This is a genomic window from Streptomyces sp. NPDC058955, from assembly GCF_042741435.1.
Taxonomy (GTDB): domain Bacteria; phylum Actinomycetota; class Actinomycetes; order Streptomycetales; family Streptomycetaceae; genus Streptomyces.
Genome location: NZ_JBHYKM010000102.1, coordinates 3,059 through 21,043, shown reverse-complemented (window position 1 = coordinate 21,043; position 17,985 = coordinate 3,059). Strand labels below are relative to the sequence as shown.

Sequence of the window (17,985 nt, the reverse complement as noted above, 5' to 3'; positions counted from 1 at the left end):
GGGGGGGGGGGGGGGGGCCGGGCCCGCCCGCGGCGGCTCTACACCCGGGGCGCGGCGCCGGCCACCCGGCCGCCCCGGAGCTGGAACTCGCTGTTCCAGCCGCCCACCAGATGGCTGAGCCGGTAGTCGTCCAGCGGGGGAGCGGTCCAGGAGGCCGAGTCCAGCCGGTCGACGGCCACCGGGCCGGACGAACCGGTGTGGGTCAGCTCGGTCCAGCGCTCGATGACGTCCGTGTCGGGCCGTACGCGGTAGCAGAGTTCGGCCCGCAGCGGCCGGTGACGGTCCTCCAGGAGCAGCCGCAGTTCCCCGCCGTCGACGCGGTGACCGGCGAAGCGCCACTGGGCGCCCCGGGTGCCGTCGGCGAAACGGACCTGAAGGCCGGCCGGTCCGAACCGCGCCCCGGTCTGCGGGGCGAGTTCGTCGGGCGCCGCGTCCGCCTCGAAGCTGCTGGCGGCGGGCGAGACCGCGTCGGGCAGCGCCGCCAGGCCGTCGGGGTCCAGCGGCGCGCCCCAGTGCACGTGCCGGGGGCTGCCGTCGGCGGCGACGCGGAGCGCGTAGACGCTGCGGGGCGTCCGCAGGACCGCGAGGCCGAGGCCGGGGTCGAAGGTGAGGGGCGGGAGCTTGGCGAGCACGGACGGATCCCCTGACGTGCGGTGGGAACAGGGCGGTATCCAGCGCCACTTGGACAGCCTTCAGCCCAAGTCGCGTACCAGTGGCCCGAGATGGGCACGGAGGCGGGCCCGAGCGTAGGGGAGCCCCAACTCCGCAATCAATACTGGAAGAAGTTATTTATTTGCTCTACGTTGCACCCGTGTTTCGACATCACTCCCAGCCACTGGTCAGTGCGCCCGCCGAGACCGCGGTCCTCGCCCTGCTCCTCGCCGAGGGCCCGCTCAGCAGAGTGGAACTGGCCCGGCGCACCGGTCTCTCCTCGACGGCCGTCACCAAGGCGGCCAGGCCGCTCATCGACGACGGCTACCTGTACGAACTCCCGCCGGAGCGCACCGCCCCCGGCGCCGGCCGCCCGGTCAACCCGCTCGCGGTCGCCCCCGACCGGGAGTACTTCATCGGACTGAAGATCAGCGCCGACGAAGTCTTCGGCGCCGTCTGCGACCTCAGGGCCGGCATCCGCGCCACGGCCGCCCGCCCGCTGAGCGCGTGCACCCCCGAGACCGTCGCCGGCCTCGTCGCCGAGCTGGTCGACGAACTGCTCGACGGCGACCCCGCGTTCCGCGACCGGACGCGCCATCTCGGCGTCGCGGTCAACGGCGACGTGGACCGCGACAGCGGACGGCTCCGCCACTCCGGCCTCCTCGGCTGGCGGGACGTGCCGCTCGCGGACCTGCTCGCCGCCGCCACCGGACTGACCGTCACCGTCGAGAACGACGTCCGCGCCCTGACCGTCGCCGAGCACTGGTTCGGCGAAGGCATCGGCACCGGCTACTTCGCGCTGGTCACCATCGGCTCCGGCATCGGCTCCGCGCTCGTCGTCAACGGGCACCTGCTGCGAGGAGCCCACGGCGTCGCCGGCGAGGTCGGGCACATCTGCGTCGACCCGGCGGGACCGCGCTGCCGCTGCGGCGCACGCGGCTGCGTCGAGGCGATCGCCTCGACCGACACCATCCTCGCCGTGGTCCGCGAGGCCGCCGCGAACCCCCGCCTCACCTTCGACGAGGTCGTCGGTATGGCCCGACAGGGCAGCCCCGAGGCACGCGACGCCTTCGCCCGCGCCGGACACGCCATCGGCGTCGGCATCGCCGCCCTCGTCAACCTGGTCGGCCCGGAACGGGTGGTCGTCAGCGGCGAAGGAGTGGACGCCTACGACCTCTTCCGCCGCTCCATCCAGGAGGCGTACGCCGCACACGCCTTCGGGGCCGCGTCCCGCTGCCCGCTCTCGCTGCGCCCGCTGCCCTGGGAGGAGTGGGCCCGCGGCGGAGCCGCCGTCGCCATCCAGGCCCTGTTCCCGCAGCCCGCTGCCACCGCCACGCTCGGCGCCGGCTGACCGGCGCGGCGCGCACCCGCCGACCCCGCAGCCGTCGCGTACGACTCCCGGCCGCCGCCCTCCTCCGCCGACAAGCACCGACGGAGGCGCCGACCAGGGAAGACACCCGCCCCGCACAGCCTCACCGAAGGACATGTGACATGAGCGCACGCAGAGCCGAGCTCAGCCGACGCGGATTCCTCACCGGATCGCTGTTCGTCGCCGCCGGGACGGTCCTCACGACCGCCTGCGCCACCGACCCCATGGGCGGTTCACCCGCCGGGGCGAAGACCACCCTCAACGTCTGGTACCACGCCTACGGCGAGGCCGGCACCCAGCAGGCCGTGCTCCGCTACGCCACCGCCTTCACCCGGGCCAACCCCGACATCGCCGTCAAGGTGACATGGGTGCCCGGCGACTACGCGGGCAAGCTCAACGCGACTCTGCTGACCGACGCGGCCCCCGACGTCTTCGAGATCGGCGACTTCAGCGAGGCCATGGTCCGGCGCGGCCAGATCGCCGCGCTCGACGACCTGTACGCCACCGCCAAGAGCGACTTCAACGCCATCGCCCTCGACTCCGTCACCGTCGACGGCAAGCTCCACGGCGTCAAGATGATCGACGACGTCATCATGCTCTACTACCGCAAGAGCACCCTGGCGAAGGCCGGGATCACCCCGCCGGCGACCTTCGACGCGCTCGCCGCGGCGGCGAAGGCCCTCACCACGAAGAAGAACAAGGGCCTCTTCGTCGGCAACGACGGCATCGGCGACAGCGCGAGCAACGTCGTCTGGTCCAACGGCGGCGACCTCGTGACCCCCGACGGCAAGGTCACCTTCGGATCGGCGCGGGCACTGGAGGCCGTCACCGCCCTGCAGCGCCTGCACGACGACCGGTCGCTCCTGCTCGGCTTCACCACCGACTGGTGGGACCCCGCCGCCTTCACCCAGGGCGTCGTGCCGATGCAGTGGTGCGGCCTGTGGGCGATGCCCGCGATCCAGTCCGCGCTCGGGGACGACTTCGGCGTGCTCCCCTGGCCCGCGTTCAAGGCTGGCGGCACCCCCGTCGTCCGGGTCGGCGGCTGGACCAGCTGCGTCAACGCCAAGGGCCGGAACATCGCGGCGGCCAAGCGCTTCGTACAGTGGCTCTGGATCGAACAGACCGCCCACCAGAAGGACTTCGCCGAGAGCTACGGCTTCCACGTGCCGCCCCGCACCTCCGTCGCCGCGACCGCGAAGAAGCTCTCCACCGGCACCGCCAAGGAGACCGTCGCGCTGTCGGAGAAGTACGGCAGGCACAACCCGGGCACCTGGGACACCGCCGTGAGCAGCGCCTTCAACGCCGCCGCGAAGAAGATAGCCGACGGGGACGGCGATCCGGCCGCCCTCCTCGCAGCCGCCGCCGCGAAGGCCCAGAGCGAGATCGACAAGCAGCTCGGGCGGTGAGACCGATGACCGACGCGGCGACCTCCACCGCACCCGAGCCCGCGCGCGCCGGGCGCCCCGCGGTCACCCCGCGAGGCGCCGCCCGCGCCGGCCGGCCCCGCGCCGGCCGGTCCGGCCTGCTCGCGTTCGCGCTGCTGACCGCGCCGACGCTCCTCGGGCTCGGCGTCTTCAAATACGTCGCGATCGGCTGGAGCTTCCTGCTCAGCCTCAGCGACGCACGCGGCACCATCGCCCTCGGCCACTGGACCGGACTCGACAACTACCGGACCCTCCTCGCCGACCAGGCGTTCCGCGACGCGCTCCTCCAGATCCTGGTCTTCACCGCGTTCATCGTGCCGGTCACCTTCGCCGCCTCCCTGGGGCTCGCGCTGCTCGTGCACCGCATCCGGCGCGGCCGGGCCCTGTTCCGCACCACCTTCCTCATCCCGGCGGCCGTCTCGTACGTCGCCGCCTCACTGCTGTGGAAGATGAGCCTCTTCAACGGCCTCCCGGCCGGCATCGCCAACACGGTCGGCGGATGGTTCGGCGCCGAACCGGTGGCCTGGCTCCAGACCACCTCGCCACCGCTCTACTGGATCGTCCTCGTCACCCTGCGCCTCTGGCTCCAGGTCGGCTTCTACATGGTGCTCTTCCTCGCCGGCCTCCAGGCCGTCCCCAAGGAGCTGTACGAGGCCGCCGCGCTCGACGGCGCCACGGGCCGGCGGCTGCTGACCGGGATCACCCTGCCGATGCTGCGCAACACGTCCGTCGCCGTGCTGATGCTGCTGTTCATCGCAGCCTTCCAGGCGTTCGACGAGTTCTACAACCTCTTCAACAGCGGGCTGTCCGGCACCGGGACCGCCCCCGTCCAGACCCCCCTCGTCCACCTCTACAACACCGCCATGGGCAGCCAGAACTACGGCCTCGGCTCCGCCGGAGCCTTCGTGCTCACGGCCCTCATCGTCGGCGTCACCCTCCTCCAGGGACGGTTCACCGGCTTCGGCAGGAGAGGAGAGTGAGCCGCGCATGACCACCCCGCACGGACTGCTCCGCACCGCGCGCCTCGGCGCCCGCGGCCTGCTCGTCGGCGTCCTGACCGCCGCCTTCCTCGCCCCCTTCTACCTGATGCTCCGCAACGCCCTCATGGACTCCCAGGGGCTGACCTCCCCCGAGTGGACGTGGTGGCCCTCGGACCCGCACGTCGAGAACTTCACCGCCCTGTTCTCCGACCCCGCCGTCTCCATGGGCCCGGCCCTCGGCAACTCGCTGCTCATCGCCGCCGTCACCGCCCCGGTGTCCACGCTCCTCGCCTCCGCCGCCGGCTACGCCCTCGCCAGGATCCCGGTCCCCGGACGCGGCGTGGTGCTCGCCCTGGTGGTGGCCACGCTGATGATCCCCGGCTCGGTCACCTTCGTCCCGACGTTCGTCGTGGTCGGCTCCCTGGGCGGCGTCAACACCCTCTGGGGCATCATCGTGCCCGGCCTCTTCAATCCGTTCGCGGTGCTGCTGTTCCGCAACTTCTACCTGCAGTTCCCGAGCGAGATCGAAGACGCCGGGCGGCTCGACGGCCTCGGCTGGCTCGGCCTCTACGGCCGGATCGCCCTGCCCGGCTCCGGAGCGATGCTCGCCTCGCTCGGCGCGCTCTCCTTCATCGACAGCTGGAACGCCTTCCTGTGGCCGCTGGTCATCGGCCAGGACCCGTCCGCCTGGACCGCGCAGATCGCCCTGTCCACCTTCCTCACCTCGCAGACGATCAACCTGCCCGGTCTGTTCGCCGGAGCCGTCGTCACCATCACGCCCCTGGTCGTCATGTTCCTCGTCGCCCAGCGCTACATCGTCGAGGGCATCGCCACCAGCGGCCTCAAGGGCTGACCCCGGGCCCGCGACCCCCCCCGATCTCCCCGGACGGCCGGTCCGGGGCCCGTACCACCGCACTCCCTCACCCCACCCGACCGGAGGGACACCTCATGCGCACCCCCAGACCCGTCCGTCTCGCGGTACGGCTCCTCGCCGCCGCCGCGCTCGTCGCCGTGGCCGTACCGGGCGCCCAAGCCGCCCCGGAGGCCGACCCCGCCCCCCGGCCCGTCGCACGGACGGGCGCACAGCTCGCCGCCTCGTGGACCGCACCGCTCTCCACCCGGGGCCGGTACGTCGTCGACGCCGACGGCGACCGCTTCAAGCTCATGTCCGGCAATTGGGCCGGCGCCCAGGGCACCTGGGAGGGCAGCGGCGACGTCGGCGACGTGACCAACCACCAGGCCGACCAGAACTCCCACAACATCCCGCTCGGCCTGGACCGCACGCCGGTCGACCGGATCCTCGCCGACTTCCACGCCCTCGGGCTCAACAGCATCCGGCTGCCGTTCGCCAACGCGCTCGTCCACGACACGACGATCGTCCCCGACGCGGCGGTGGCCGCGAACCCGCAGCTCAGGGGCAAGACCCCGCTCCAGGTCCTGGACGCCGTGATCCAGGAACTCACCGACGACGGCTTCGCGGTCATCCTCAACAACCACACCACCAGCTACCGCTTCTGCTGCGGCCTCGACGGCAACGAACGCTGGAACAGCGGCCAGACCACCCGCCAGTGGATCGACGACTGGGTCTTCCTCGCGAAGCGCTACCGCGCCAACAAGCGCGTCGTCGGCGCCGACCTGCGCAACGAGGTCCGCCGCGACACCTGGAACGACCCCAACTGGGGCTGGGGCAACGACCACGACCTGAACAAGGCGCTCGAAGAGGCGGGCAACGAGATCCTCCGGGCGGCCCCTGACCTGCTGATCGTCATGGAGGGCATCAACTGGCAGGGCATCCCCACCGACCTGACCCCGCACGGCCGCCCGACCCTCACCCCGGTCGCCACCCTCTCCAACACCCTCGTCCACTCCGACAAGCTGGTGTACGCCGCCCACTTCTACGGCTACACCGGCCCCCACCACACCGGCGCCACGGGAGCCGGCGAGACCACCGACCCCCGCTACGAGGACCTCACCCCCGAGGAACTCGTCAGGGTCGTCGACGACCAGGCCCTGTTCGTCACCCGGGCCGGCCAGCACTTCACCGCCCCCGTGTGGATCAGCGAGTTCGGCGCCGGCGGGCGCGGCGACCTCGACGCCAAGGAACGCGACTGGTTCCGCCGCTTCACCGACATCATGGTGACCAACGACACCGACTTCGCCATCTGGCCGCTCGTCGGCTGGACCGGCGCCGACGGCAGGCCCCAGGACACCTGGGCGATGGTCAACTACGGCGCCGACGGCACACGGCTCGGCGTCATGGACCCCGGTGACTGGCGCGCCACCGACTGGAACAAACTCGTCACCGCCCCCGCCAGGACCGGCCGCGTCGACCGGACCCCGCGCTGGAACATGCTCAACCTGGACCACGCCGACTACGACGTCTCCGCCACCATGCTGGCCCGGCCGGACTGGTCACCCGGCAACCGCAAGGGCAACTGCCCCGACACCCAGCGCCTCGTCGGCCTCGGCCGCGGCGACAGCCGCGGACTGTGCACCGACGCCGGGCAGCCGGCCAAGGGGACCGGCGCGTGGACCGTCGTCACCGACGAGCGGTACGTCACCGGCGGCGACTGGGCGAGCGGCTACAACAAGCTCCAGTGCCCCGACCGCACCTTCGCCGTCGGCTACAGCGTGAACGCCGACGCCATGGCCGCCCTCCTCTGCGCCCCGGCGACCGCCTCCCTGCCCACCGCCGGCCGCGTCCTCTGGTTCGACAAGGGCGACAACCGGCCCGCCACCGGCGGCTCCCGCGACAGCGACTGGGCCCCCGGCTCCTACAAGGGCCAGTGCGCCGACGACGAGTACCTGGCCGGCGTCGCCTACACCTGGAAGTGGCTCCACTACGGCGTCCCCGACGCTCTGCTCTGCCGCAAGCTCACCTGATCACCCCCCCCCCGCACCCACACCGAGGAGCACCCCGGCATGCCCCGACTGGAGATCGCCGACGACGGATTCCGTCTCGACGACCGACCGTTCCGCATCATCTCGGGCGGACTGCACTACTTCCGCGTCCACCCGGAACAGTGGGCCGACCGGCTCCACAAGGCACGCCTCCTCGGCCTCAACACGGTCGAGACCTACGTCCCCTGGAACCTCCACGCGCCCCGGCCCGGCGAGTTCCGGCTGGACGGAGGTCTCGACCTGCCCCGCTTCCTCGACCTCGCCGCCGCCGAGGGCCTGCACGTGCTCCTCCGCCCCGGCCCGTACATCTGCGCCGAATGGGAGGGCGGCGGCCTGCCCTCCTGGCTGCTCGCCGAGGACGACATCGCCCTGCGCAGCCGCGACCCGCGCTTCCTGGCGGCCGTCGACGCCTACCTCGCCGCCCTCCTCCCGCCGCTCCGACCCCACCTGTCCACCGCCGGCGGGCCGGTCATCGCCGTGCAGCTGGAGAACGAGTACGGGGCGTACGGCGACGACCCCGGCTACCTCGCGGACCTCGCCGCCCTGCTCCGCACCCACGGCGTCGACGTGCCCCTCTTCACCTGCGACCAGCCCGGCGACCTCGTCCGCGGCGGCCTGGACGGCGTCCTGCGCACCGTGAACCTCGGCAGCCGCGTCGCCGACGGCCTCGACCGGCTGCGCCGGGCCCAGCAGACCGGACCGCTGATGTGCTCGGAGTTCTGGATCGGCTGGTTCGACCGCTGGGGCGCCGTCCACACCACCCGCGACGCCGCCGACGCGGCCGCCGACCTGGACCGGCTGCTCGCCGCCGGGGCCTCCGTCAACCTCTACATGTTCCACGGCGGCACCAACTTCGGCCTCACCAACGGAGCCAACGACAAGGGCACCTACCGCCCCACCGTCACCTCCTACGACTACGACGCCCTCCTCGACGAGTCCGGCGACCCGACACCCAAGTACGAGGCGTTCCGCGCGACCATCGCCCGGCACGCCCCCGTCCCCGCCGACCCGGTCCCGGCACCCGCCCCGAAACTCACCCCGGCCCGCGTCGAACTCACCGCGTCCGCGGCCCTGTTCGAGCAGAACGGCCTCTTCGGGCGCCCGGTCCGCGCCGACCGCCCGCTCACCATGGAACAGCTCGGACAGTCCTTCGGCTTCGTACGGTACGAGACGGAGCTGACGGCCGCCGGGCCGGCCGTGCTCCGGGTGGACGAGGTCCGCGACCGGGCCCAGGTCTTCGTCGACGGCCAGCCCGTCGGCGTACTGGAGCGGGAGAACCACGAGCACGCCCTCGCCTTCCTCTCGCCCCGGCCCGGCGCCCGCCTCACCGTCCTCGTCGAGAACCAGGGCCGGGTCAACTACGGACCGGGCATCCACGACCGCAAGGGCCTGCTCGGCCCCGTCACCCTCGACGGCCGGGAACTCACCGGCTGGCACAGCAGCCCCCTCCCGCTCGACAGCCTCGACGCGCTCGACCCCCGGGCCCTCGCCTCCGACGGCCCCGTCGTCGGCCCGGCCCTCCACCGGGGCTCCTTCGAACTGGAGCGACCCGCCGACGGCCACCTCGCGCTCGACGGCTGGACCAAGGGCCATGCTTGGATCAACGGATTCCCGCTCGGCCGCTACTGGTCCCGCGGCCCCCAGACCACCCTGTACGTCCCCGGGCCGGTCCTGCGCCCCGGCCGCAACGAGATCACCGTCCTCGAACTCCACGCCACCACCACCCGCACCGTCGAGCTCCGGGACCGTGCCGACCTGGGCCCCGCAGAGGACTGACCTCCCGTCACCGACCCCCGCCAGGAGGGACGCATGCACAGCAACCAACGCCTCGTCGAGCAGCGCCTGAAGCGGGTGCTCAGGGAACGCGTCCGGCCCGCCGTGCACGCCCGCACCGCCCCGCTCCAGGTGGCGGTCTGGGACGTCCCCGGCGAGCCGGTGCCGGTCGCCGAGGGCCTGGCGGCGCCGTACCGGCCGGTGGCGGTCGGCCACCGCTGGGGACCGGCCTGGTCGACGAGCTGGTTCAGGATCACCGGCCGGATCCCCGAGGAGTGGGCCGGGCAGCGCGTCGAGGTCGTCCTCGACCTCGGCTTCGACGTCACCGGCGCCGGCTTCTCCACCGAGGGCCTGGTGCACCGGCCCGACGGCACCGTGGTCAAGGCGCTCAACCCCCGGAACAGCTGGATCCCGGCGGTCGACGGACCGGTCCGAGGCGGGGAGGAGTTCACCTACCACATCGAGGCCGCCGCCAACCCGGCCCTCTGCGACAGCCACCGGCCGACCCCGCTCGGCCACCCGCCCGCCTGGCTCGGCGGCGGGGACCCCACCGGCGACCCCCTGTACCGGCTGCTCCGCGCGGACCTCGCCGTCTTCGACACCGAGGTCTGGGAACTCGCCCAGGACCTCGACGTCCTCGGCGAACTGATGCACACCCTCCCCGCCGCCGACCCCCGCCGCTGGCAGCTCCTCCGCACCATCGAGGCGGCCCTGGACGCCGTCGACCTGCAGGACGTCTCCGGCAGCGCGCCCGCCGCCCGCGAGGCGCTGCGCCCCGCCCTGGCGACCCCGGCCGCGCCCAGCGCCCACCGGATCTCCGCCGTGGGACACGCCCACATCGACACCGCCTGGCTGTGGCCGCAGCGCGAGACCGTCCGCAAGGTGACCCGGACCCTCTCCAACGTCACCCGGCTCATGGACGACCACCCGGACTTCCGCTTCGCCATGTCCCAGGCCCAGCAGCTCGCCTGGCTCAAGGAACGGCGCCCCGAGGTGTACGCCCGCGTCCAGGAGAAGGCGAGGACCGGCCAGTTCCTGCCGGTCGGCAGTCTGTGGGTGGAGCCCGACACCAACATCACCGGAGGCGAGGCGTTCGCCCGCCAGCTGGTCCACGGCAAGCGCTTCTATCTGGACGAGTTCGGCGTCGAGACCGAGGAGATGTGGCTGCCCGACACCTTCGGCTACAACGCGGCCATGCCGCAGCTGATGAAGCTCGCCGGTGTGCGCTGGTTCCTCACCCAGAAGATCTCCTGGAACACCACCAACAGGTTCCCCCACCACACCTTCCGCTGGGAGGGCATCGACGGCACCCGGATCTTCAGCCACTTCCCGCCCGTCGACACCTACAACTCCGCGCTCACCGGCGCCGAACTCGCCCACGCCGTCGCCAACTTCCAGGACAAGGGGGCGGCCTCCGGCTCCCTCCTGCCCTTCGGGTACGGCGACGGCGGCGGCGGCCCCACCCGCGAGATGCTGGCCCGTGCGGCGCGCCTCGGCGACCTGGAGGGCTCGCCGCGCGTGGTCGTCGAGCGGCCCGCCGCCTTCTTCGCCCGCGCCGAGGCCGAGTACCCCGACGCCCCGGTCTGGGTCGGCGAGCTCTATCTGGAGTTCCACCGCGGCACGCTCACCAGCCAGTTGCGCACCAAGCAGGGCAACCGGCGCAGCGAGCACCTGCTCCGCGAGGCCGAACTGTGGTCGGCCACCGCCGCCGTCCGCGGCGGCTTCCGCTACCCGTACGAGCGGCTCGACCGGCTCTGGAAGACCGTCCTCCTGCACCAGTTCCACGACATCCTGCCCGGATCCTCCATCGCCTGGGTCCACCGCGAGGCCGAGGAGACGTACGCCGAGGTCCTGGCCGAACTGGCGGGGATCGTGGACGCGGCGCAGCGCGCGCTGGCCGGCGAGGGCGAGGGCGCGGTCGTCTTCAACGCCTCCCCGCACGCCCACGGCGGCGTCCCCGCCCTCGGCGCGGCCGTCCGCACCGCACCGACCGCCCCGCCGGTCGGCCCGGTGCCGTCCGGTGACGGCTTCGTCCTCGACAACGGCCTCGTACGGATCGGGATCGACGCCCGCGGCCTCGTCGTCTCCGCCACCGACCTGACCACCGGCCGCGAGGCCGTCGCCCCCGGCACCGCGGCCAACCTGCTCCAGCTGCACCAGGACTTCCCCAACGAGTACGACGCCTGGGACATCGACGCCTTCTACCGCAACACGGTCCGCGACCTCACCGACGCGGACGAGGTGCGCGCCGAGTCCGGTGGCGTCCGGGTCGTCCGGACGTTCGGCGCCTCCCGGATCGTCCAGCTCCTCTCGCTGCGCGAGGGCTCCCGGCGGCTCGACGTCGACACCGAGATCGACTGGCACGAGAAGGAGAAGCTCCTCAAGGCCGCCTTCCCGCTCGACCTGCGGGCCGACCACTCCACCGCCGAGATCCCCTTCGGGCACGTGAAGCGCCCCACCCACACCAACACCGGTTGGGACGCGGCCAGGTTCGAGATCTGCGCCCACCGCTATCTGCACCTCGGCGAGAACGACTGGGGCGCCGCCCTGGTCAACGACTCCACCTACGGCCACGACGTCACCCGCGACGTCCGCCCCGACGGCGGCACCACCACCACGGCCCGCCTCACCCTGCTCCGCGCCCCCCGCTACCCGGACCCGGACGCCGACCAGGGCCGGCACCGGCTCCGCTACGGCCTCGTCCTCGGCGCCGACGTCCCGGCGGCCGTCCGCGAGGGGTACGCGTTCAACCTGCCCGAGCGCACGGTCCCGGGATCGGAGGCGGTGGCGCCCCTGGTCGCCACGGACGCCGACGCCGTCGTCATCGAGGCGGTCAAGCTCGCCGACGACGGCTCAGGCGACGTCGTGGTCCGGCTGTACGAGGCCCACGGCGGCCGCGTCAGGACCACGCTGTCGCTCGGCTTCCCGTGGGAGATCGTGACCGAGACGGACCTCCTGGAACGCCCCCTGGCCGGCGCGGTGCCGGTCCGGCCCGACGGCCCGGGGCCGCTGCTCGCGCTCCGCCCCTTCGAGATCCGCACCCTCAGGATCGCCCGCCGGGGGAGCAGTCGGTGAGGACCGGCCCGGAGGCCGTCCTCTTCGACATGGACGGCACGCTCGTCGACACCGAACGGCTCTGGCTGCGGGCGGTGGAGGAGGAGGCGTACGCCCTCGGCGTCGTCCTCACGGCCGAGGACCGCGCCTTCGTCCTCGGCCGGGCGATCGGCGAGACCGCCGCCCACCTCGCCGCCCGGCCAGGAGGCGGTACCGACCGCCGTACCGCCCCCGGCAGGATCGGGGCGGCCCTCGAACGGCGCTTCACGGAGCTCGTGCGCCGACGGGTCGTCCCCCTGCCGGGAGCGCTGGAACTCCTGACGGCCCTCGCCACCGCCGGCCTCCCGACCGCCCTGGTCTCGGCCTCGCCGCGCCCGGTCGTGGACACCGTCCTCGACGCCCTCGGCCGGCACTGGTTCACCACCTCGGTGGCCGAGGGCGAGACCCCGCGCACCAAGCCGCACCCCGACCCGTACCGCGCGGCCCTCGCCGCACTCGGCGCCGACCCGGCGGCCTGTGTCGCGGTGGAGGACTCCCCGATCGGCGTGGCCTCCGCCGAGGCGGCCGGTTGCGCGGTCCTGGCGATCCCCTCGCGCACCGCCATCCCTCCCGCCCGGCGGCGGACGGTCGTGCGCGCTCTGACGGACGTGGACCTCGCCCTCCTGCGGCAGTGCTCGTCCTCCTGCGGCCGTAGGTGATCGAAGTCCAGAACGGAAGATCGATCGATCATGAAACCTTGACGATTGATCAACTCGTTTCTACATTCGCCCCATCGATGCCGACCAGGGAGCGCCGCCATGTCCTCGTTCCGACTTCCCCCCGAGGACCGGGCGCTCAGCCCCAGCACCGGCTGGACCAGGGCCCACTGGGAAGCCGTCGCCGACGGCCTGCTCGCCGCGGTGAGCAGGCACGCCGGACCCGAGCACGCGCTCGTCGACCTCCCCGGCGCACGGCCCAGCCTCTCCGGGCGCCGCTCCGACGCCCTGGAGGGGTACGCGCGCACGTTCCTGCTCGCCGCCCTCCGGGTGGCCGGCGCCGGCGGCGAGGACCCGCACGGGCTGCTGTCCCGGTACGCGTCGGGGCTCGCCGCCGGCACCAGGAACCCGACGGCGGAACGCGACCTCGCCGACGGCGACGCGGTGTCCTGGCCGAGGATCGCCGACCGGCCGCAGGCCCTGGTGGAGGCCGCGTCCATCGCCGTGGCCCTCCGCCTCACCCGGCCCTGGCTCTGGGACCGCCTGGACGAGCCGACCCGGGAACGCGTCCGCGCCTGGTTCGCCCCCGGCCTCGGCCCCTCACCCGTCGACAACAACTGGTGGCTCTTCCCCGCCATGGTCGGCGGCTTCCTGGCGGAAGCGGGCCCCGACCCCGACGGCCGCGCCCGGCACGCCGTCGACCGGGGGCTGGAACGGATCGACCAGTGGTACCTCGGCGACGGCTGGTACACCGACGGCCGCCCGCGCGCCTTCGACCACTACAACGGCTGGGCCTTCCACCTCTACCCGGTGCTCCACGCCCACCTCTCCGGCGACCCAGCCCTGCTCGCCACGTACGGCGACAGGCTCGACCGCTACCTCCGCGGCTACGCCCACACCTTCGGGGCCGACGGCGCCCCCGTGCACCAGGGCCGCTCCCTCGCCTACCGCTTCGCCGCCGCCGCGCCGCTCTGGGCGGGCGCGCTCACCGGGCACACCCCGCTGTCACCGGGCGCCACCCGGCGCCTCGCCTCCGGCGCCCTGCGGTACTTCCTCGACCGGGGCGCCCTCGACCCGGACGGCCTGCTCACCCTCGGCTGGTTCGGACCGCACCCGGCGACCGTCCAGCCGTACTCCGGCCCCGCCTCCCCCTACTGGGCGTCGAAGGGCTTCCTCGGCCTGCTGCTGCCCCCGGACCACCCGGTGTGGACGGCGGTGGAGGAACCCGGCCCCGCCGAGACCGCGGACCACGTGGTCCCGCTGCCCCGGCCCGGCTGGCTGATCCAGTCCACCGCCGCCGACGGGATCGTGCGGCTCCACAACCACGGCAGCGACGACCAGCCGGCCGGCCAGGTGCTGCCCGACAGCCCGCTCTACGCCCGCCTCGCCCACTCCACCGTCACCGGCCCCGCCCACGGGGACACCCCGGACAACCACTTCGGCCTGCTGGTCGACGGAGTGCTCACCGCACGCGGACCCGTCCGCCCGCTCGGCGCCGGCGACGGCTGGGCGGCCTCCGCCCACAGCCCGCAGGCCGGCGGCGCCGCGCTGCCCGGCGTCACCGTGACCTCGCTCGTGCTCGCGTCCGGAGCCGATGAGCTCCGCCTCCACCTCGTCACGGGCGCCGCACCGGGCACCGAGGTACGCCTCAGCGGCTGGGCGCCCGCGGGCGGCGAGGCGCACAGCGCCGCGGACGCTCCGGACGTCACCGCCACCGCCGTGGCCACCGGGCCGGACGGCACCCGGCTGACCTCGGCGCTGCGCGGCCTCCTCGGCTACACGGACGCGACCGGCGACGGGCTGCCCGACGGGACGGCGCTGGGGGAGAGCGCGGCCGTGCCCGTCCTGGCCGGCCGCACCGCGACGGACGGCCCGTCGCTCTTCGTCGCGGTGGCGCGGCTCACCGGCACGGCGACACCGCCGCCCCCGCCGCCGCACGTGACCGTCGACGGCCCGCGGGTGGAGGTGCGGTGGCCGGGCGGCGGCCTCCACCGCGCCGTCCTCACACCGGGCGGGGTCGCCGTCACCACCCCGGGCTCCCGGTAGCCGCGTCTCCACGGCCCACGGTCGTGGAGACGGCGGCCCGGCCCCGTCAGGGCTCGGCGGGCTTGCGGGCCAGCAGGCAGGCGTGGGGGCGGTTCGCCCGGCCGCCGGGCTCCTGTTCCAGTTTCGCGGTGACGACGAGTCCCGCCTGCTCCAGCAGCCCGGCCACGCGGTCCAGGGGCAGGAGGTACGACTCGTAGGAGACCGGACGGCCGTAGCCCTGGGTCGGCCGCAGCCGCTCGTCGCCGGTGTAGTCGCCCCAGAGCAGGTGGCCGCCCGGCGCGAGCACGCGACGGAACTCGGCGAACACCCTCGGCAGCCACTCCGGCGGCGTGTGGTGGGTGGAGTACCAGGCCAGGATGCCGCCCAGCTCGTCGTCCCCCGTCTCCAGCGCGGTCATCGACCCCTCGGAGAACCGCAGGTCCGGGTAGGCGCGCCGGGCCAGGTCGATCATCCTCGGCGACAGGTCGACGCCGAAGGCGGGCACGCCCAGACCGGCGAGGTGCGCCGTGATGCGGCCGGGGCCGCACCCCACGTCCGCGACCGGTCCCAGACCGGCCGTCCGCGCGAGTTCGGCGAAGGCCGCCAGCATCGCGCGCGACAGCGGGTCCAGCGCGGCCGGCGGCGGGATGCGCTCGACGTAGTCGGCGGCGACCGTGTCGTACGACTCGCGGACGGCGGCCAGGAAGGAGGGCTCGGCCACGGGGCGGGTCACTCGTCCGTGCCCTCGGGCGCGGCGTACGTCCTGTCGAACCAGTCGATGAACTCGCGCACGGTGCCGATCTTCGCGATCCGGGCGTGCAGCGCCTTCTGGTCGTGACCGCTCACGAACCAGCCGCCGGCCACCAGTTCACCGCAGCCGCAGGAGCAGCTGCGGGCGCCGTGGGGGGAGTCGAAGTACGTGACCGGGTTCCGGGTCGTCTCGACGGGGGTGGGCTTGCCGACGTACGCGTCGTGGACCTCGTCGCCCGGCCGGAGGTACCGCCCCTCCATGACCTTGCGCCCGCCCGCCACGGGGACGAGCCTGTCGATCTCGATGGCCATGCGGACCCGGCCCTCGTGGGAGAGGAGGGCGTAGCGCTCCTTCTCGGCCCGCTCGCCGAGGACCCAGCAGCCGCGGTTGGCGTGGAAGAGGGCGTCGTCGTCCATGATGGGGTCGAAGCCGACGATGTTGCGGCCGAGTTGGTCTTCCCGCGGATCGACGTAGCGCCGCTCGCCGAGCGTGATGTGGATCATCGCCTGCCCCCCCGAGGGTGAGTGCCCGGAACTCCCCGCCCCGGGACTGCGGAACAGCCTGGCACGGCGGTGCCGATACCTTCAACCCCCGGGATCCCAGGGCTTCATGTCATCGGCGCCCCGGTGCCGGCGCGGGGTTCGGTCCCGCCCTGGTCGAGGCGGAACGGGGGATAGGCGTCCGTCATGAGGCTCGCGTAGGCGGCGACGCGCAGGACCCAGCGGTTCAGGCCGACGATCAGGACGAAGAGGTCACGCGGATACCGCGTGGTGAAGGCCAGGGTGAAGCCCGCGATCAGGGTGAGCAGGGTGACCAGGCCGCCGCTCCACCAGCCGGCCCGCATGCCGCCGGTGAGGAACGCCAGGACCAGGTAGTGCGGGATCGCGAGCAGCCACCACTTGACGAGCACCTGTGCGCGCGAGAGGCGCTTCGGATAGGCGATGTCGAGCCGCGCCGGGTAGTCGGGCTCGGCGCGCAGGCTGAAGGGCGGGTAGCGGTCGGTGCCGAGCGCCGCGTACGCGTAGTACGACACCCGCCACGACCAGCGCAGGACGCCGAGGTTGAAGTCGAAGAGCGGCCGCGGGTAACGCTCGGTGAACAGGATCGCGAAGAAGGCGACGACCGTGACGAGAAGGAAGGCGACCCAGAGGAACAACAGCACGATCCAGTGCGGGATCACCAGGATCCACTTGACCAGCCAGAGCCAGCGGGACAGCGGGGCGTCGAGTTCGGCCGTCACCCGGACGGGAGCGGACGGGGTGAGCGGCGGGTCCATGGCGGTCACTCCCTCACGAGGCGTCCCCCCACCTCTCAGGGTCCTCCGTCTCCGCCGGCCCGGCGAGGGCTGTCCGGCCCCCAGGTGTGCCCGTGGTCGTCGGCGTAGGCGGCGAAGACCCGCTCGGTGCCCTCGCCCGTGCGCAGGAACCGTTCGTCGAGCACGTCCGCCAGGTCGTCGAGTGCCCTGCGCAGCACCGAGCCGGAGAGCCGGACGTCCGGATGCTCGGCCTCGTCCGCCCGGTCGGCGAGGACGAGGGCGTAGCCGAGCTGGCGGGGGAGGGCCGTGTTCTCGTCGGCGTCGTGGAAGTAGTACGACTCGGCGTACTGCATGAAGTCGACGGTCGTGGTGGACAGGGCGGCGGCGAGCCCGTCCAGGAGCGCCGCCCCGCCGTCCGAGTCGAGCGCCTGCGCGCCCACCCGGCTGCGGCGCACATGGGACAGCCGCAGCGCCAGGGTCCTGCGGCGGGCGAGGGCGGGGTAGATGCCCAGGATCCACGCGACGGTCGCCGACAGCAGCACGAAGCCCACCAGGGCCTCCAGGGGCGCGAGCACCCGCAGCCAGCCCGCCGTCGGCGCGATGTCGCCCAGGCCGAGCGTCGCCAGGGTGACCAGGGAGACGTACAGGGCGTCCACCGGGCTCGCGTGCTCGTCCGGATCGAGCCCGGTCGCGTACGAGAAGTCGTCCGGCATGTGCGGCCAGTAGACGAGGGCCCACCCGACGGCCACCGTCAGCGCCCAGACGGCGAGCACCATGATCATCCCGAGCGGGCCCGCCAGCCCGGCGGGCCGCCACCGCGCGCCCCGGTGGGCCGACGCGCGCCACACCGCCCGCATCACCACCCGGCTCAGCCCGCCGTGCCGGGTCGGATGCCAGAGCGTGTGGAACACGTCACGGAGGATGAACAGCACCAGGAGCGCCCCCAGGGGGGTCACGAGCCACGTCATCCCGGCACCTCGCGCGCCGGGGGCCGCGGATCCCCACCCCCGGCGCGCGGCGCCGGGCCGACGCCCGCGCGGGCCCCGGGGGCGCGGGCCGGCCGGGCCACAGGGTCCCCGCCCAAGGTTGGTGGCGGCGCGACCGCTC

At 73.6% G+C, this 17,985-nt stretch carries 14 protein-coding genes; 9 read left to right on the top strand and 5 right to left on the bottom strand.

The window, feature by feature from the left end; genetic code table 11:
* Positions 1-38: 38 nt before the first annotated feature.
* On the bottom strand, positions 39-632 hold the full coding sequence (locus ACFW1I_RS29760) for a glycoside hydrolase family 36 N-terminal domain-containing protein (RefSeq protein ID WP_384675701.1): 594 nt from the start codon (positions 630-632) through the stop codon (positions 39-41).
* Positions 633-811: 179 nt separating this feature from the next.
* On the opposite strand from ACFW1I_RS29760, the gene ACFW1I_RS29755 reads away from it, so the two are divergent.
* The 9 genes from ACFW1I_RS29755 to ACFW1I_RS29715 all read left to right on the top strand — a co-directional run bounded on the left by ACFW1I_RS29755 (position 812) and on the right by ACFW1I_RS29715 (position 14,893).
* A complete protein-coding gene (locus ACFW1I_RS29755; RefSeq protein ID WP_384675699.1) occupies positions 812-2,002 on the top strand; it encodes an ROK family protein in 1,191 nt (396 codons plus the stop codon).
* Positions 2,003-2,142: 140 nt separating this feature from the next.
* Positions 2,143-3,426, top strand: a complete 1,284-nt coding sequence (locus ACFW1I_RS29750) for an ABC transporter substrate-binding protein (protein ID WP_384675697.1) — start codon at positions 2,143-2,145, stop codon at positions 3,424-3,426.
* A 5-nt stretch (positions 3,427-3,431) separates the two neighbouring features.
* The gene (locus tag ACFW1I_RS29745) at positions 3,432-4,424 is read left to right on the top strand and encodes a carbohydrate ABC transporter permease (RefSeq protein ID WP_384675695.1); all 993 of its coding nucleotides are present in this window, start codon (positions 3,432-3,434) and stop codon (positions 4,422-4,424) included.
* Positions 4,425-4,431: 7 nt separating this feature from the next.
* Positions 4,432-5,277: a carbohydrate ABC transporter permease gene (locus ACFW1I_RS29740; protein WP_384675693.1), complete on the top strand. Its 846-nt coding sequence runs from the start codon at positions 4,432-4,434 to the stop codon at positions 5,275-5,277.
* Positions 5,278-5,372: 95 nt separating this feature from the next.
* Complete coding sequence (locus ACFW1I_RS29735) at positions 5,373-7,307, top strand: glycoside hydrolase family 5 protein (protein ID WP_384675690.1); 1,935 nt, start codon at positions 5,373-5,375, stop codon at positions 7,305-7,307.
* A 39-nt stretch (positions 7,308-7,346) separates the two neighbouring features.
* Entirely contained in the window at positions 7,347-9,101 is a 1,755-nt protein-coding gene (locus ACFW1I_RS29730) for a glycoside hydrolase family 35 protein (protein ID WP_384675688.1), read from the top strand.
* A gap of 33 nt (positions 9,102-9,134) precedes the next feature.
* Complete coding sequence (locus tag ACFW1I_RS29725) at positions 9,135-12,173, top strand: alpha-mannosidase (RefSeq protein WP_384675686.1); 3,039 nt, start codon at positions 9,135-9,137, stop codon at positions 12,171-12,173.
* Positions 12,170-12,850: an HAD family hydrolase gene (locus tag ACFW1I_RS29720; RefSeq protein ID WP_384675684.1), complete on the top strand. Its 681-nt coding sequence runs from the start codon at positions 12,170-12,172 to the stop codon at positions 12,848-12,850. Before ACFW1I_RS29725 ends, ACFW1I_RS29720 begins: the two co-directional genes overlap by 4 nt.
* A gap of 99 nt (positions 12,851-12,949) precedes the next feature.
* A complete protein-coding gene (locus tag ACFW1I_RS29715; protein ID WP_384675682.1) occupies positions 12,950-14,893 on the top strand; it encodes a DUF2264 domain-containing protein in 1,944 nt (647 codons plus the stop codon).
* A 46-nt stretch (positions 14,894-14,939) separates the two neighbouring features.
* Here ACFW1I_RS29715 and ACFW1I_RS29710 read toward each other — a convergent pair whose 3' ends face one another.
* The 4 genes from ACFW1I_RS29710 to ACFW1I_RS29695 all read right to left on the bottom strand — a co-directional run bounded on the left by ACFW1I_RS29710 (position 14,940) and on the right by ACFW1I_RS29695 (position 17,846).
* The gene (locus ACFW1I_RS29710; RefSeq protein WP_384675718.1) at positions 14,940-15,593 is read right to left on the bottom strand and encodes a class I SAM-dependent methyltransferase; all 654 of its coding nucleotides are present in this window, start codon (positions 15,591-15,593) and stop codon (positions 14,940-14,942) included.
* Positions 15,594-15,601: 8 nt separating this feature from the next.
* Complete coding sequence (locus tag ACFW1I_RS29705; RefSeq protein WP_384675680.1) at positions 15,602-16,126, bottom strand: hypothetical protein; 525 nt, start codon at positions 16,124-16,126, stop codon at positions 15,602-15,604.
* 104 nt (positions 16,127-16,230) lie between these two features.
* Positions 16,231-16,899: a DUF4389 domain-containing protein gene (locus ACFW1I_RS29700; protein ID WP_384675678.1), complete on the bottom strand. Its 669-nt coding sequence runs from the start codon at positions 16,897-16,899 to the stop codon at positions 16,231-16,233.
* Between the two features lie 35 nt (positions 16,900-16,934).
* Positions 16,935-17,846: a potassium channel family protein gene (locus ACFW1I_RS29695; protein ID WP_384675676.1), complete on the bottom strand. Its 912-nt coding sequence runs from the start codon at positions 17,844-17,846 to the stop codon at positions 16,935-16,937.
* Positions 17,847-17,985 lie beyond the last annotated feature (139 nt).

What these genes read in the sequence shown, in the direction of transcription:
- ACFW1I_RS29750 (WP_384675697.1), top strand. Translation starts at nt 2,143, where the DNA reads ATGAGCGCACGCAGAGCCGAGCTCAGCCGACGCGGATTCCTCACCGGA.
- ACFW1I_RS29745 (WP_384675695.1), top strand. Translation starts at nt 3,432, where the DNA reads ATGACCGACGCGGCGACCTCCACCGCACCCGAGCCCGCGCGCGCCGGG.
- ACFW1I_RS29740 (WP_384675693.1), top strand. Translation starts at nt 4,432, where the DNA reads ATGACCACCCCGCACGGACTGCTCCGCACCGCGCGCCTCGGCGCCCGC.
- ACFW1I_RS29735 (WP_384675690.1), top strand. Translation starts at nt 5,373, where the DNA reads ATGCGCACCCCCAGACCCGTCCGTCTCGCGGTACGGCTCCTCGCCGCC.
- ACFW1I_RS29730 (WP_384675688.1), top strand. Translation starts at nt 7,347, where the DNA reads ATGCCCCGACTGGAGATCGCCGACGACGGATTCCGTCTCGACGACCGA.
- ACFW1I_RS29725 (WP_384675686.1), top strand. Translation starts at nt 9,135, where the DNA reads ATGCACAGCAACCAACGCCTCGTCGAGCAGCGCCTGAAGCGGGTGCTC.
- ACFW1I_RS29715 (WP_384675682.1), top strand. Translation starts at nt 12,950, where the DNA reads ATGTCCTCGTTCCGACTTCCCCCCGAGGACCGGGCGCTCAGCCCCAGC.
- ACFW1I_RS29705 (WP_384675680.1), bottom strand. Translation starts at nt 16,126, where the DNA reads ATGATCCACATCACGCTCGGCGAGCGGCGCTACGTCGATCCGCGGGAA.
- ACFW1I_RS29700 (WP_384675678.1), bottom strand. Translation starts at nt 16,899, where the DNA reads ATGGACCCGCCGCTCACCCCGTCCGCTCCCGTCCGGGTGACGGCCGAA.
- ACFW1I_RS29695 (WP_384675676.1), bottom strand. Translation starts at nt 17,846, where the DNA reads ATGACGTGGCTCGTGACCCCCCTGGGGGCGCTCCTGGTGCTGTTCATC.